At 67.6% G+C, this 13,793-nt stretch carries 9 protein-coding genes; 1 reads left to right on the top strand and 8 read right to left on the bottom strand.

The genetic code is table 11. The features are described 5' to 3' along the window. Nucleotides 1-582 precede the first annotated feature (582 nt). Both A3ES_RS0109225 and A3ES_RS0109230 read right to left on the bottom strand, forming a co-directional pair. Entirely contained in the window at nt 583-1,839 is a 1,257-nt protein-coding gene (locus A3ES_RS0109225; RefSeq protein ID WP_026162704.1) for a serine hydrolase domain-containing protein, read from the bottom strand. Between the two features lie 50 nt (nt 1,840-1,889). Further along, nucleotides 1,890-4,739 (bottom strand): DEAD/DEAH box helicase, encoded by a 2,850-nt coding sequence (locus tag A3ES_RS0109230; RefSeq protein WP_020386513.1) that lies wholly within the window; start codon nt 4,737-4,739, stop codon nt 1,890-1,892. Between the two features lie 91 nt (nt 4,740-4,830). Between A3ES_RS0109230 and A3ES_RS0109235 the strand changes: the two genes are divergently transcribed. Next, the gene (locus A3ES_RS0109235; RefSeq protein WP_020386514.1) at nt 4,831-5,715 is read left to right on the top strand and encodes a DUF4231 domain-containing protein; all 885 of its coding nucleotides are present in this window, start codon (nt 4,831-4,833) and stop codon (nt 5,713-5,715) included. 2 nt (nt 5,716-5,717) lie between these two features. Here the strand turns inward: A3ES_RS0109235 and A3ES_RS51130 are convergent, their stop codons facing one another. From A3ES_RS51130 to A3ES_RS0109265, 6 genes are all read right to left on the bottom strand, one after another. Further along, nucleotides 5,718-10,094 (bottom strand): nSTAND1 domain-containing NTPase, encoded by a 4,377-nt coding sequence (locus tag A3ES_RS51130; protein WP_020386515.1) that lies wholly within the window; start codon nt 10,092-10,094, stop codon nt 5,718-5,720. Nucleotides 10,095-10,530: 436 nt separating this feature from the next. Further along, a complete protein-coding gene (locus A3ES_RS0109245) occupies nt 10,531-11,403 on the bottom strand; it encodes a chitosanase (protein WP_272944606.1) in 873 nt (290 codons plus the stop codon). A gap of 106 nt (nt 11,404-11,509) precedes the next feature. Then, nucleotides 11,510-12,382 (bottom strand): diacylglycerol/lipid kinase family protein, encoded by an 873-nt coding sequence (locus tag A3ES_RS0109250; protein WP_020386517.1) that lies wholly within the window; start codon nt 12,380-12,382, stop codon nt 11,510-11,512. Beyond that, entirely contained in the window at nt 12,382-13,143 is a 762-nt protein-coding gene (tatC, locus tag A3ES_RS0109255) for a twin-arginine translocase subunit TatC (protein ID WP_020386518.1), read from the bottom strand. Before tatC ends, A3ES_RS0109250 begins: the two co-directional genes overlap by 1 nt. A gap of 76 nt (nt 13,144-13,219) precedes the next feature. Continuing rightward, a complete protein-coding gene (locus tag A3ES_RS0109260) occupies nt 13,220-13,528 on the bottom strand; it encodes a twin-arginine translocase TatA/TatE family subunit (protein WP_020386519.1) in 309 nt (102 codons plus the stop codon). 52 nt (nt 13,529-13,580) lie between these two features. Then, the gene (locus A3ES_RS0109265) at nt 13,581-13,772 is read right to left on the bottom strand and encodes a hypothetical protein (protein WP_020386520.1); all 192 of its coding nucleotides are present in this window, start codon (nt 13,770-13,772) and stop codon (nt 13,581-13,583) included. Nucleotides 13,773-13,793 lie beyond the last annotated feature (21 nt).

Consider the following 13,793-nt stretch of genomic DNA (forward strand, 5'->3'; position numbering starts at 1 on the left):
TGGGCGAAGCCCTCGAGCAGGGGTGAACCCCACCGGCGGAGGTGAACCCCACCGGAGGGACGGTGAACCCCACCGGAGGGACGGTGAACCCCACCGGAGGGACGGTGAACCCTCCGGAGCGGGCTCAGCGGGGGAGGGCACCACGTACGCCGGTCAGCTGGGCAGAGCCACCCGCCGTTCCGGCCCACTCCACATCGCTTCTCGTCCGGGCCCTTCGATGGCTCGGTACCTTGGCCGGGTTTCGAGGGGACTTGGGGTGGATTCTGCCCCCGATCCGGGCGAACTTCCTCCCCAGCCTCGGCCAAAATCCACCCCACCCGGCCGACACCCCATCGACGCGCCGTACCTGGTGAGCCCGAGGTGCTACGAGTGGGCCAACCGAAGTACTGCGGTCTCCACCCCGCATGCGAGGGCTTCACCCCCTGTACCGGGGTTCGCCCCCTGGTCTGCGAGTGGGCGAACCACTCGAGCGGGGGTGAACCCCACCGGCGGAGGTGAACCCCACCGGCAGGGGTGAAGCGCTTCGGCGGAGGTGAACCCCACCGGGGGGAGGTGAAGCGCTTCGGTGAGGCAGGGTGGGGGTTAGGCGAAGTACTGGGGGAACAGGTCGTGCGTCGGCCAGGTTTTTACGCCGTTGGCGGCTGTCCACAGGGCGGCGTCGATGTCGCCGTACGACTTGCCGCTGGCGTCGTCGCGGCGGTTGAAGACGGCGGCCCAGCTCATCCCGGAGGAGGTCCGGACGAGTAGGGAGTAGGTGCCCGGCATGCTGCCCGTGTGCCAGGTGTTCCGGCCGGTGCCGCTGGTGGTCGGGCGGATCTGCCAACCGAGGCCGTAGTACGAACCGTCGGCACTGAGGCCGGTCGAGGGCTTGGCCCAGATCCGGCCCAGCGACGTGCTGTTGAGCACGGTCGACGGCGCGTCGAACATCTTCGCCCAGCGGACCAGGTCAGGCGCGCTCGCGATCCAGCCGCCATTGGCGTCCTGGGTCCGCATGCTGAAGGACCCGTACGGCGCGGCGACGGTCTTGCCCGTGCCGTCCAGCACGGTCGGACCGGAGTACTGCGAGTCGTACGACGTCTCGCCGGTGTGCTTGGCGATGGTCCAGCCCAGCGCCATTCGCTTGATCTTCAGCGGCGTGAGCAACTTCTGCTGCACGTAGTTGGCGTAGCTCAGGCCACTGACCTTCTCGATCACCCGGCCGGCCAGCAGATAGCCGAAGTTGGAGTACGCGTACTTGGAGCCCGGAGCGAAGTCGAGCTTCTGCCCAGCCATGTACTTGATCACGTCGGCGTGCTTCAGCTCCATCGGCACGCCGAGGGTCCTGGAGATGGTGGCGTCCTTGAAGTTCGGGTCGCCGGAGACATTGCGATCGAAGCCCCCGAGGTGCTGCAGCAGCCGCCACATCGTGATCGACGACCAGCGCGAGTCCCTGGTCAGACCGGTCGCGGGGGTGATGTTCAGGATCGAGGTCACCGGGGTCGACAGGCTCAGCTTGCCGTCCTGCACCAGCTTGGTGATCGCGGCACCGGTGATCGTCTTCGACACGCTCGCGACCCGGAACAGCGAGGTGGGCTGGACCGCCAGCGTGCTCTCCGTGCTGTACCCGCGAGCCAGTACGAGCCGGCCCTTGTAGGTGACCGCGACCTGCCCGGCCGTGATCCCGCGAGCCTGCATGAACATCTTCAGTTGGTTGTCGAAACCAGCAAGCGCCGGTACTGCGGTCCCGGTGGCTTTCCAGGTCGCAGCGGCGTCGGAGGAGCGCGCTATCGCAGTACCGACGACTGCGGCGGTTCCGGTCGCCACGGCGAGCTTGCCTAGATGACGGCGTGACAATTCCACGGGTTAGGTCCTTCGGTTAGGCGGATTTGCGGTGCTTTTTACGGATGGGCTTACGGCTCGTCGACCACCGACGCATAGGAGATCACGCCGCGGCGGATCTGGTCGGTGACCTGGCGAGCGGTCGAACGCAGCGGCGTGGGGCCGGCAGCGTCAGCGACCTGCTCGGTGAGATCGATCAGCTGCTTCACCCAGCGGACGAAATCGCCGGCGGCCAGATCGGATTCGTAGAGGACCTCGGCGAGCGAAGCACCCGACGCCCAGCGGAAGGCGGCCCAGCAGAAGCCGAGATCCATCGGGCGGAGGAAGTCGACGCGCATGTCCCGCTCGAGCACCGACAGGTCGCGCCAGATCACGCCCATCCGCTCCAGCGCGGTCCGTACTTCGCCGCGCGGCAGCCGGGGCGAGGTCGGCTCGTCCTTGGACCGCGACTCGTAGACGAGCGCCGCCAGACAGGCCGCCAACTCCGGTACGTCGAGGTCGTCGAACACCCCTTGTCGCAGGCACTCCGCCGCGACCAGGTCGAGCTCGGTGTAGATCCGCGACAGCCGGTCGCCGGCCTCGGTGGTCTTGTCACCATCCAGGTAGTGCAGTGCGTCGAGCACCTGGCAGACCCGGTCGAACTGGCGGGCGATCGTGTTCGTCCGCTGCTCGATCTTGCGCTGGACGTCGCGGTTCTCCCGGTCCAGCCGGAAGTACCGCTCGGCCCAGCGGGCATGGTCCTCGCGATCCGAGCAGCCGTGGCACGGGTGCGCCCGCAACTCGGCCCGCATCTGCTGCAACTCCGGGTCGTCAGCGTGCGTGACGACATCGCCGCTGCGGCTGCGCGACGACGGCGGACCCTCCTCGCCGATCATGTCGGTGCGACCGCGCAGTACATGGGCCAGCTCGCGGCGCTGCTGGGGGTTGCGGGGGTTGAACTTCTTCGGCACTCGCAGCGTGCTGATCGCCTCGACCGGGGTCGGGAAGTCGATCATCGACAACTTGCGCACCTGCCGGTCGAGCGTCAGCACGGTCGGCCGCGGCCCTTCCCGCTCGGACCGTACGCCGGCGTCCAGCACCAGCGCCCAGCCCGCGCTGCGGCCGGCCGGGATCCGGATGATGTCGCCGATCCGCAGCTTCTCCAGCGACTCCTGCGCCTCGACCCGGCGGTCCAGCTTGCGCCGCTTCGAGCCCGACGACTCGCGATCACCGATCCGGCGGCGCAGCGCGGCGTACTCGAGGAAGTCGCCGAGATGGCAGTCGATGGATTCCTTGTACCCCTCGAGCGCCTCGGTGTTGCGCTGCACCTGACGCGCGAGGCCGACCACGGCCTGGTCGGACTGGAACTGCGCGAACGACAGCTCCAGCATGTCGCGCGCCCTCGACCGGCCGACCTGGCGGACCAGGTTGACGGCCATGTTGTACGACGGGGAGAACGACGAGCGGAGCGGATACGTACGGGTGCTCGCCAGGCCGGCGACCGCGCGCGGGTCGAAGCCTGGCTGCCACAACACGACCGCGTGGCCCTCGACGTCGATGCCCCGGCGCCCGGCGCGACCGGTCAGCTGGGTGTACTCCCCCGGCGTGATGTCGACGTGCGCTTCGCCGTTCCACTTGCTCAGCTTCTCCAGCACCACCGTGCGGGCCGGCATGTTGATGCCGAGGGCAAGCGTCTCGGTGGCGAAGACGACCTTGATCAGGCCGCGCGCGAACAGTTCCTCGACAACCTCTTTGAAGGCCGCGAGCATGCCCGCGTGGTGGGCGGCGATGCCACGGCTGAGCGCCTCGGCGAAGTCGTGGTACCCGAGTACGCCGAGGTCCTCGTCCGGCAGATCCGAAGTGCGCTCGGCGAGGACACGCTTGATCTCGTCCCGCTCACCCGGCTTGGTCAGCCGCAGGCCGGAACGCAGGCACTGCAGCATCGCGTCCTCGCAGCCCTTGCGCGAGAAGATGAAGTAGATCGCCGGCAGCAGCGCCCCGGCATCCAGCTCCTCGACCACGTCCGACCGGTACGGCGTGAAGTGCGACCGGGTCGGCCGGCTCTTGGGCAGATCCCGCCGGCGTCGCGGCTTGCGCGAGTCGTCCTTGAAGATCCGGCTGTCGTCGCGCGCGATCTTGACCAGCTGCGGGTTGACCATGTCCTTGAGGTCAGGCGCTCCATTGGCCTTCGCAGGGTTGCCGGACTTCGGCTTGCCCGTGCTCTGCGGCCCGTACTGCGCTACGCCGCCGGCGCGCGCGGTCGGCGCCTCGCCCGCGAACAGGTCATGCAGCCGCTTGCCGACCATGACGTGCTGGAACAGCGGCACGGGCCGCTTCTCCTCCAGCACGACCACGGTGTTGCCCCGGACCGTCTCCAGCCAGTCGCCGAACTCCTCCGCGTTGCTCACCGTCGCCGACAACGACACCACGGCGACCGAGTCCGGCAGGTGGATGATGACTTCTTCCCAGACCGCGCCCCGGGCCCGGTCGGCGAGGTAGTGCACCTCGTCCATCACGACGTACGAGAGCCCGAGCAGCGTGTGCGAGGCGGCGTACAGCATGTTGCGCAGTACCTCGGTCGTCATCACGACGATCGGCGCCTCGGAGTTGATCGAGTTGTCCCCGGTCAGCAGCCCGACGTTCTCGTGACCGTAGCGGTGCACGAGATCGCTGTACTTCTGGTTGCTCAGCGCCTTGATCGGGGTGGTGTAGAAACACTTCTGCCCCCGCTGGAGCGCGAGATGCACGGCGAACTCACCGACCAGCGTCTTCCCGGACCCGGTCGGAGCCGCCACCAGCACCTGATGCCCGTCCTCGAGCGCCGCACAGGCCCGCAACTGAAACTCGTCCAGCCGGAAGTCGTAGAGCCCCCGGAACTCCTTCACCGCGGGATGCTCCTGGTCCGAGCGGAAAGTGGCGTACTTCTCGGACGGAGTGCTCATGCCCCCCAGGCTATGCGAAGCCACCCCCAACCCCACGCCCACCCGCCCGACCCCTGCTCAACCCGGTCCACCCCGTGGGACTCTTTGTCCCGTGTCCGTCACCGAATTCGTCAACGACCTGTGGCGTCAGCAGTCGATGTGGTCGCTGACCGCCGACCGCATGAAGCGGCAGATCGCCCGAGCCCGCGCCCTCTCACTCGCCGTAACGGTCGCCGCCGCTACCCTGGGCGCGCTGGCCGGACTCCTGGCCGACCCGGCGCCGACCGCGAGCAGAGTCCTCGTCGCCCTGGCGGCGTTCGGGGTGGCTGCGATTCCGCTCCTGCGCCCGGGCTGGAGCGGCCGCAAGCTCCGCGACTGGACCCGCGCGAGGTCAGTGGCCGAGGCGCTCAAGAGTGAGATCCACCTCTGGCTGGCCCGCGCCGGTCAGTACCAGGACGACGATCAGGCCGTGCGGCTGCGCGAGAAGGTGAGCAAGGTCCGCTCCGACGGCGCCGACCTCCTGCGCTACCAGACCGGCATCACCCCGGCCGAGCGCGAACTCCCGCCGATCCACGACCTGACGTCGTACTTCGAGGTGCGGGTCACCCGGCAGATCAAGGGCTACTACCGGCTGAAGGCCACCCGTCTGCAGTCCGTACTGCGATCCTTCCGCACCGCCGAGATCGCGCTTGCGATGGTCGGTGCGTTGCTGGGAGCGACCGCGGCGGTGGTCGGTGGATCGCGACTGATCCCCTGGATCGCCGTCATCACGACAATCACGGCGGCGATCGCGGTCCATGTCGCCGCGACCCGGTACGAGTTCCAGCTGATCGAGTTCCTTCGTACCGCCGACCGCCTCGACCAGTTGCAGAGCGAGTCGGTGAGCGCCTCCGCCGAACGGTTGAGCCTTCTCGCCATCGCCGCCGAGGACGTCATCTCGATCGAGAACGAAGGCTGGATGGCCAAACTCGCCGAGGACCCGCCCATGCCTCAGTAGCTCTAACCGCCGCAGGTCTCCTGGTAGGGAACTGCTCCTACGTACTGCGCCCACTCGCCGACATCGAGGCCTGTACCGACCCGCGCACAAGCCAGTTCGGTCGGATGCTCCCGCAACTCGATCAGGCCACTCAGATCGGTCAGCGTGACCTGTCCTCCTACGGTGCCGTCGCCTGCACCGGCGACAGCGAGTTTCCGCCCGTCGGGTGTGAACGCGATCGCACGAACCAGCGATCTTCCGGGCAGCGGTTCGCCGAGCGGGCGTGGCCTGACGGGATCCGCGAGATCCCAGAGGACAACGGTGCCTTTGTCCCCACCGGTCGCCAGCAGCCGCCCGTCCGGGCTGAACGCGAGTGAACCCACACCACCGATCTCCGGCGTCAGCGGAAGGCCGAGCCGGGTGGGATGAGACGGATCGCTGAGGTCGGTGAGCACGATGGTCTGATCTTCGCTGCCCGTCGCCAGAATCCGTCCGTCGGGCGAGATGGCGACCGACGTCACATGCTTGGTGTGAAGGGTCCGCAGGCTGCCAAGCTCGCGCGGCTCGCGTGGATTGCCGACGTCCCAGATCTGGGCACCACGGGTACCACCGTGCGGAACGATCGGTCTGGCGAGCAGGTGTCCGTCCCCCGAGAAGGCAACCTTGCCACCGAAGTCAATCGGATCGAGCGGCGGACCGAACCGCTGCACCTTGCCAGGATCACTGGTGTCCCACAGCGTCAGATAGCTGCCGAACCCGTAGAAAACATCGATGGCCAGGACTTTGCCATCCGGCGAGAACCCGAGGTCGTTGATCACTCCTTCGCCGCCCTTGCCCGGGAAGAAGGGCTGCTTGATCACCGACCGTCTGGAGGGTTCGGCGGTGTCCATCACCGTCACCTGCCCATCTCCACCTGCGGCCGCGACGGTGCCCCGTGGATCGAAGACGACATCGGACTCTTTCTTGCCGCCGCTGACGACGTCCTGGGGCACCGCCGGTCGCGGACGCGCCGTTTCGCTGATGTCGATCCGGGTCATCGTGTCCTTACGGCCGACGGACAACCAGCGCGCATCCTCTGAGAAGGCCAGGCCGGATACCGGCCCGTCACCCACCAGCGGCCTTCCCAGCGACCTCGGCAGGCCCGGGTCGGTGATGTCCCACAGGACCATCGGACCGTCCGTGCGGCTGGTCAGCACCCTGCGGCCGTCAGGGAAGACCACCGCTGCCCTGCCCTGGCTGCTGCCGCCTCTGATCGGTTCGCCGAGCAGTCGCGGATGCATGCGGTCGGCCAGATCCCACAGCCGCACGCTGTAGTCGCCGGAGATGGTGGCGACCACGGGACGGTCGGGAAGGAAGACGAGGGAGGTGACACCACGCTCCGCCGTGATGAAGTTGGGCGAACCGGACGGTCCGGCCGGCTCCGAATCGCCGCTGCTGTCCGGTGGCCGGTCATAGGGCCGGGGGTCCGCAAGGTTCGCGATGTCCACCAGCCGGACCGCATAGCTGTTGCTCTCTTCCCCGGAGCCACCGATCGCGAGCGTCTTGCCGTCCGGCGAGACGAAAAGGTGCTGGGCTGTCGACCTAACTGTGGACAACGGCTCGCCCAACTGGCGCGGTGCGGCCGGGTTGGTCAGATCTCGCAGGAACACATCGCTGTTGAAGCTGTCGATGCCGTCCGTCGCCAGTAGCCGTCTGGCCGGATTGAACGCGGCGGACGAGTTGAAGGCGATAGGCCGGCCGATCCGGGGATGAGCGGGTTTGCTGAGATCCCAGAGGCTGACCGACTTGTCGTAGTCCTCGTCGCTGGCGGCTGTGAGCAATACGCGGCTGTCGGCGAAGAACTGAAGGTCGTAAAGACTCTGACCGACCGTGAAGACCGGACCGAGCCGGCTCGCGGCGGCGACGTTCCACAGCGAGATGATCGCGGGGAAGCTACCGCCGACGGCGAGTGTGCGCCCGTCCGGTGAGAAGACCAGCCGGGCCAGTTGTTTGGCTCCAGTGTCCAGCCGCTGACCGCGAAGCTTCGGATGCGCCGGGTCGGCGATGTCCCACAGCAACACCATCTTGGCGTCGCCGACCTTCGTGAACGCCAGACCTACCGCCAGCAGTTTGCCGTCCGGTGAAAGCGCGATCGGACCAACCATTTCAACTTCATGTTTGAGGGGCACCCCGATCGCGCGGGGGCGGGCGGTGCCAGAGGCGTCCCAGAGGATCACGGTGCCGTCGTTACCGGTGGTGGCCATCAGCCGGCTGTCGGGCGTGAAGGCCGGCGTACCGATTTCGGACGTGTGGCCGGTCAGGGTTCCGGCGTAACGGGTGGAGATCAGGGTGTTGACCAGGCTCGAGCGGGTGCGCGCGCTGGGGTCGATGCGGTCGGCGGCGATCGCGAGTTTCAGCGCCAGTTGCGGATCGTTGGATCCGGCGGTCTCGGCCTGGGCGACGAGTTGCCGGGCGATCGCGATCCGCTGCTGGCTCTCTGCCTCAGCTTGCTGGTTCTGCGCGACCCGGCTCTGGACGGCCGCGATGCCGGCCGCTGTGAGGGCGAGGACCAGGAGTACCGACAGGATCGTCGTGGCCAGGCGTCGGCGTTGGCGGTCGCGGGTGATCGAGGAGTACAGGAAGTCTCTTGCGGTGCTGCTCAGCTCGACGCGATCGGTGACCACCTTCCGCTCGCCGCCAGGTAGCCATCGCTGCCAGGTTCGTCCGGTTTCCGCTGGCTCCCGCTGGATTCGCGCACCGGTGTCCAGTACGGCGGAATCCAGTTGCGCGCGCTCCCACAGCCGGTCCGCGGGACGGTGCTGCTCGGACCAGTCGGCAGCGGCGTGTTCGACGGCGCGGCGGGCCCGCAGCGCAGTACGGGCTTCTTTGATGGCGGCATCGAGTGGCGGCCAGGCTGACAAGAAGGCCTCGTGAGCGACACTGAGCTCGACGACTTTGTGCTCGGGTTCGTCCCTCGCGTTGGTGGTCAACAGCCGGCGTTCGACGAAGGCATCGAGTTCGGTGACGACGTCCTGCGGAAGCTCGGCCCGATTCACCGCCCACCGAGTCGGCTGACCGTCTTCGTCCACGGTGACGAGTCGCAGCAGGCTCGCGATGACGTCCACTTCACTGCGACCGGTTGCCTTCATGGCGTTCTGCAAGGCGATGTCGGCCTGTCGTACGAGCGCGCCTTGGACTCCGCCGAGCTGGCGGTAGCGAACAGCGGAGAGCGCGCCGCCCCGCCGTACCCCCTCGGCGAGCTGCTCGAGAGTGAACGCCAACAGGGGAAGGCCGTCGCCCGTACTGGTGTCTTCGACGAGCTTGTCCACCAGTTCGTCCGGGATGCCGATCCCCGCGACCTTTGCCGGCCCTTCCACCACGCTGCGCAGCGCTTCGCGCCGCAACGGCCCGATGAGGTGGGACGAAGCCGACAGGATCGCCAGGTCGGGGTCGACCTGAATGCGGTCGAGGAACTCCGGCCGAAGGGTGGCGACTACCTGCAACGGACCGGCCATCGCATCCGCGAGCAGTTCGGCGAATCTGGTCTTCTCCGCGGGCGGAGTCTGGGTCAGGAGTTCCTCGAACTGATCCACGACGATCAGCAGCCGCCGACGCCGGCCGGGCGAGGCGATCAGGAGGTCATCGACCACGGCGGTCAGGCCGCGCTCCATCAGCTGCTCCCGTACTTGCGATGGAGTCCAGTTCAATGGCAGCGACCGCGCCGCCTCGGCCAGCTGCCGGGCCAGCTCACCGGTGGGGTCGGCTCGTGGACGCATCGGCGCGAGTGTCAGCCAGTCGGGCTCGTCCGCCAGTACGGGCAGCATTCCCGCCCGTACCAGGGAGGACTTGCCACAACCGGATGGCCCGACGACCAGCAGGACCGTACTGGTGGCTTGCTCGGCCGGCGACCTCAGCCGACCGACGAGCTCGCTGACGTCGTCGGCCCGGCCGAAGAACACCTTGCGCAGGTCGACGTCGAACGACACCAGCCCAGGGAACGGAGAACGGTCGTCCGGCCAGCCTGCTCCACCCGCCGCGTCGATGCGTCGCAGTACCTCCGACAGCACGTCCCGAGCGACCTGACCGCCGGCCAGATCCGTGTACTGCAAGGACTTGAGCAGCGGATGCCGAACACCCTCCTCGGCGATGACCGGCAGTACACGGCTCCCGCGGTCGCGAGCGATGCTGATCTCAAAGGTGCACCAGATGGACTCCAGATAAGGCGTCGTGATCAGACTGACCACGGCATCGGCCCACCGCAACCGCTCCCCTAGCCGAGCTTCCCACTCCTCACCGATCTCGATCCCGTCCCGCAGATCCCGATCGAGAAAAACGTCGTGCCCCTCCGCGCTCAACCAGTCATGCACCTCGGCAGCCAGCGCGGAATCCGCACCCGCATGACTGATGAACACCCTGGCCATCGCAGTTCCCCCAACCCCCAGCCCACCCCAACCCGTGCTCGAATCGTGCCGTTCCTCTCACACAGAGTCAACGGCCTACCCGGCAGGTGTACGACTCAGAGACCCCACACGCCATCAGCAACCCCGTGCACTGGCTCCGCTCCGACCAGCCCACCGGCCAAGGGCACCGCCGGTTTGGGCACCCGCGCGGCCAGCGCCAGTTGACGACGGCCTGCCCCGTCCGGAACGCGTCGTGACACGGCCACTCGCCCAGCACGTCCTGTTCCATCGGTAGACCCGCCCACGGGCGCCTGCTGCAACCACCGGGAGCCGCGACGCAGGAGCGGCCGGGAATGGGCGGGCGGGAGCACGCGACGCAGGAGCGGGTGTGGGGGACGTAGTACAAGAAGAACCTCCGCACCCCGGGGACACTCGGGGTGCGGAGGGTGGGGGCGGGTCAGCCGATGTGGAAGCTGTCGCCGTAGACCTTCCAGTTCAGCGGGGTGTTGAGGTTGAGGTTGCCGTTGCGGAGGAAGACGCGTTGGGCGGTGTCCACGCGGCTGGTGTCGCTGTGGGCTTCTTCCTGCTTCATCGCCCAGACCCGGGCGTCGAGGAAGGCATTCAGCCAGGGGGTCTCGTTGCCGCCCTGGGCCGGGGGCTTGGCCTTGGTCAGGGCGCGCTTGCGGATGTTGCGGAAGCTGGTGGAGTCGCCGCCGTCGCCGTGCATGACGATCGCGTCGTAGTACATGAACTGACCGAGCGTGCCGACGCCGTCGGACTTGCCCTGGGCTACGGACGGGTTGAAGTAGACCCGGTCGCGCTCGTTGTTCTGGGCGGTCTTGAAAGCGCTGTCAGCCGCAGCGGTCTTCCAGTCCTTCGTGTAGTTCGGGTCGAGCCCGGCATGCGAGTCGGTGCCGTCCACCCGACGCAGAGCCGGCAGGTACTTCGCCAGCACGTTGCCCGGCTTGCGGTTCGTGTACAGCTCCACCAGATCAAGCATGTCGCCGGTACCGGAACAGAACCCGATGATCCCGGCCGTGTAGCCGCGACCGTCGTCGATGTCCTCGATGTACTTGTACTGCGCCTTCCAGTCCAGCGAGGAGTTCTCCGCGCTGGACACGATCTTCATCGCGATTTCCTTCTTGGCCGGGTCGTCGAGCCCGGTCGCGGCCGGCGCCAGGACAGTGCCGCGGTACTGCGTACCGTCCTCGCGCGGCTGGAACGGCGAGGCATAGGCGGTCGCCGGGGCGGCGGCGACGGCGAGGCCGACCAAGATGCCGGTCAGTCGCCGGCTGGTGCTCCTGGGGGACCTATGGGGGCGGTTGAGCACGATCTCTCCTCCGAGGGGCGTCGAGGGTTCATCTGTTAGGAAGCTTTACTATCAGATAGACTCGATGACCAACAGAGATCGCTGCATTTCATTCAGTGACGACGACTCAGCAGAAGACGGTCAAGGCCCCTGGCGCGATGCCGATGTCGATCGGCAGCGGCCCGAGGATCTCACCGTCGCCGTACGCCGTGACGCCGGGCGACTCGAGCCGAACCGAGCGGCCGCGCAGTGTTTGCACCGCCGGATGACCGAGATGCGTCCCCTTGGACAGCTTCGGGAACATCTGCAGCAGCGTCAGCCGCGACACCGGCTTGATGATCGTCACGTCGAGCAGCCCGTCGTCGATCACGGCGCCGGCGCAGATCTGCAGACCCCCGCCGTACGTCGGCCCGGTGCCGACGGCGACCAGCATCCCGTCGGTCTCGATCACCTCGCCGTCGACGGTAAGGACATACGAGATCGGCTTGAACGTGCGCAGCTCGGCGAGCGTCGCGATGGTGTAGCGCGCGTTGCCCTTCGGCCAGGTCATCGCGTTGGCGCGCTTGTTCACCAACGAGTCGAAGCCGCCGGCCACGACAGTGGTGATGAACTCGTCCTTGGCCGTCGCCAGGTCGACCGACCTGGTCTCACCCTTGACGATCAGCGCGGCCGCAGCCTTCGGATCCTTCAGCGGTACGCCGACGCCGCGGGCGAAGTCGTTGCCGGTACCGGCCGGGATCACCCCGAACGGCATACCGGACTTGGCCAGCACCTGGGCGCCGAGGTGGATCGTGCCGTCACCGCCGACGAGCGCGACGGCGTCCGCGCCGGAAGCGATCACCTCGGCGGAGATCCGGCCGACGTCCTCGGCGCAGGTGGTCGTGTACTCGTCGACGGTCAGCCCGCCGGACTCCAGCTCGGCGCGGACCACGGGCGCGACCCGGGCGCCGAGCCCTCTGCCGCTGGTGGGGTTGACCACCAGCGCGATCTTGCGGCCCATCAGTCGGCCAGCAATTCTCGGGCCTTGCGGGCCTTCCGCCGGTCGTTCAGCCGGGCGATGATCTCGGCGGCGAAGAACAGCGCGCACATCGGGATCGCCAGGAACATCAGCGAGAACGGGTCACCGGACGGTGTCGCCACCGCGCCGAAGACGAAGATCGCCAAGATGATGTACGGCCGGAACTTCGACAGTGCCGCGGCCGGGACGATCCCCAGGATGTTCAGCAGCACGACCACCAACGGCAGCAGGAACGCGATCCCGAACACCAGCATCGTGCGCAGGACGAAGTCCAGGTACTCCGGCAGGGTGATCAGGTTCTGGGCGAAGCTCGGGGTGAAGCCGATCAGGATCTCGATGCCCTTGGGGAGGGTCCAGTAGGCGACCGCCAGGCCGGCGCAGAACAGCGGGGTCGCGATCCCCGCGAACAGCATCGCCCAGCGCTTCTCGGTGCGGTGCAAGCCGGGCGCGATGAACGCCCACAGCTGGTACAGCCAGACCGGGGAGGCCAGGATCAGGCCGAACACCAGCGAGATCTTGATCTGGAAGGTGAACGGCGAGGTCACCGAGTTGAAGGTGAGCTCGGGCTTCTTGCCGCCGTTCTTGCTGGCGAGCAGATCGGCGACACCCGCGTCGAACGGCCGCTTGAGGAAGTTCAGCGCGTAGTCGTAGAAGATGTAGCCGACGATCGACAGCAGCACGATCGCGAGCACCGCGATGACCAGGCGGTTGCGCAGTTCCGCGATGTGCTCGCGGAGGGTCATCCGACCCTCTTCATCCTTCGGACGGCTTTCCTTCTTCCGTCCGAACCTCACCATCGTCACAGGTGGTGCGTGCGGCTCAGTTAGCCGTGTGCGTCGGCGGCTGGCCGTCGCCCGGCGCCTGGCCGTTCACCTGGTTCGGCTGCTGGACCGACTGCTGGCTGGGCGCCTGGACCTGCGGGTTGACCTGCTGGGTCGGTGCCTGGGTGCCCTCGGTCAGCTCGCCGTCCTTCTTGCGGCCCGGGCCGACCTCTTCTTCCCAGATCTTCTTCGACTTGCCCAGCTGCTTCACCAAAGCCGGCAGCTTGGCCGACCCGAAGAGCAGCACGACGATCGCGAGGATGACGAGCCACTCCGCGCCCTGAGGCATACCGAGTTGCGTGACCATGACGAACTCCCTTTACCGACTTCTACTCGTGGCTCAACCGTGAGCGCCGATACTACGCCCGGACCCGCGCATCCTCGCCGGTCCGTCCGGACCCGGCCTCCGACTGCGCATCCTCGAGCTTGGACTGGGCGGCGACCAACTCACGAGTCAGTGCCTTGGCCTGGCCCCACACCCTCCGGGCGAGCAGGGCGAGGACCAGAAGCCACACCGCCACCACACCGAGGAAGAGCAGGAACCAATACATATCCCTGAGCCTATCCGGTCC

Source organism: Kribbella catacumbae DSM 19601, assembly GCF_000372465.1.
GTDB classification, from domain to species: Bacteria; Actinomycetota; Actinomycetes; order Propionibacteriales; family Kribbellaceae; genus Kribbella; species Kribbella catacumbae.

Coding starts and splice junctions, on each gene's coding strand:
- A3ES_RS0109230 (WP_020386513.1), bottom strand. CDS start 4,739: ATGAGCACTCCGTCCGAGAAGTACGCCACTTTCCGCTCGGACCAGGAG.
- A3ES_RS51130 (WP_020386515.1), bottom strand. CDS start 10,094: ATGGCCAGGGTGTTCATCAGTCATGCGGGTGCGGATTCCGCGCTGGCT.
- A3ES_RS0109250 (WP_020386517.1), bottom strand. CDS start 12,382: ATGGGCCGCAAGATCGCGCTGGTGGTCAACCCCACCAGCGGCAGAGGG.
- tatC (WP_020386518.1), bottom strand. CDS start 13,143: ATGACCCTCCGCGAGCACATCGCGGAACTGCGCAACCGCCTGGTCATC.
- A3ES_RS0109260 (WP_020386519.1), bottom strand. CDS start 13,528: ATGGTCACGCAACTCGGTATGCCTCAGGGCGCGGAGTGGCTCGTCATC.
- A3ES_RS0109265 (WP_020386520.1), bottom strand. CDS start 13,772: ATGTATTGGTTCCTGCTCTTCCTCGGTGTGGTGGCGGTGTGGCTTCTG.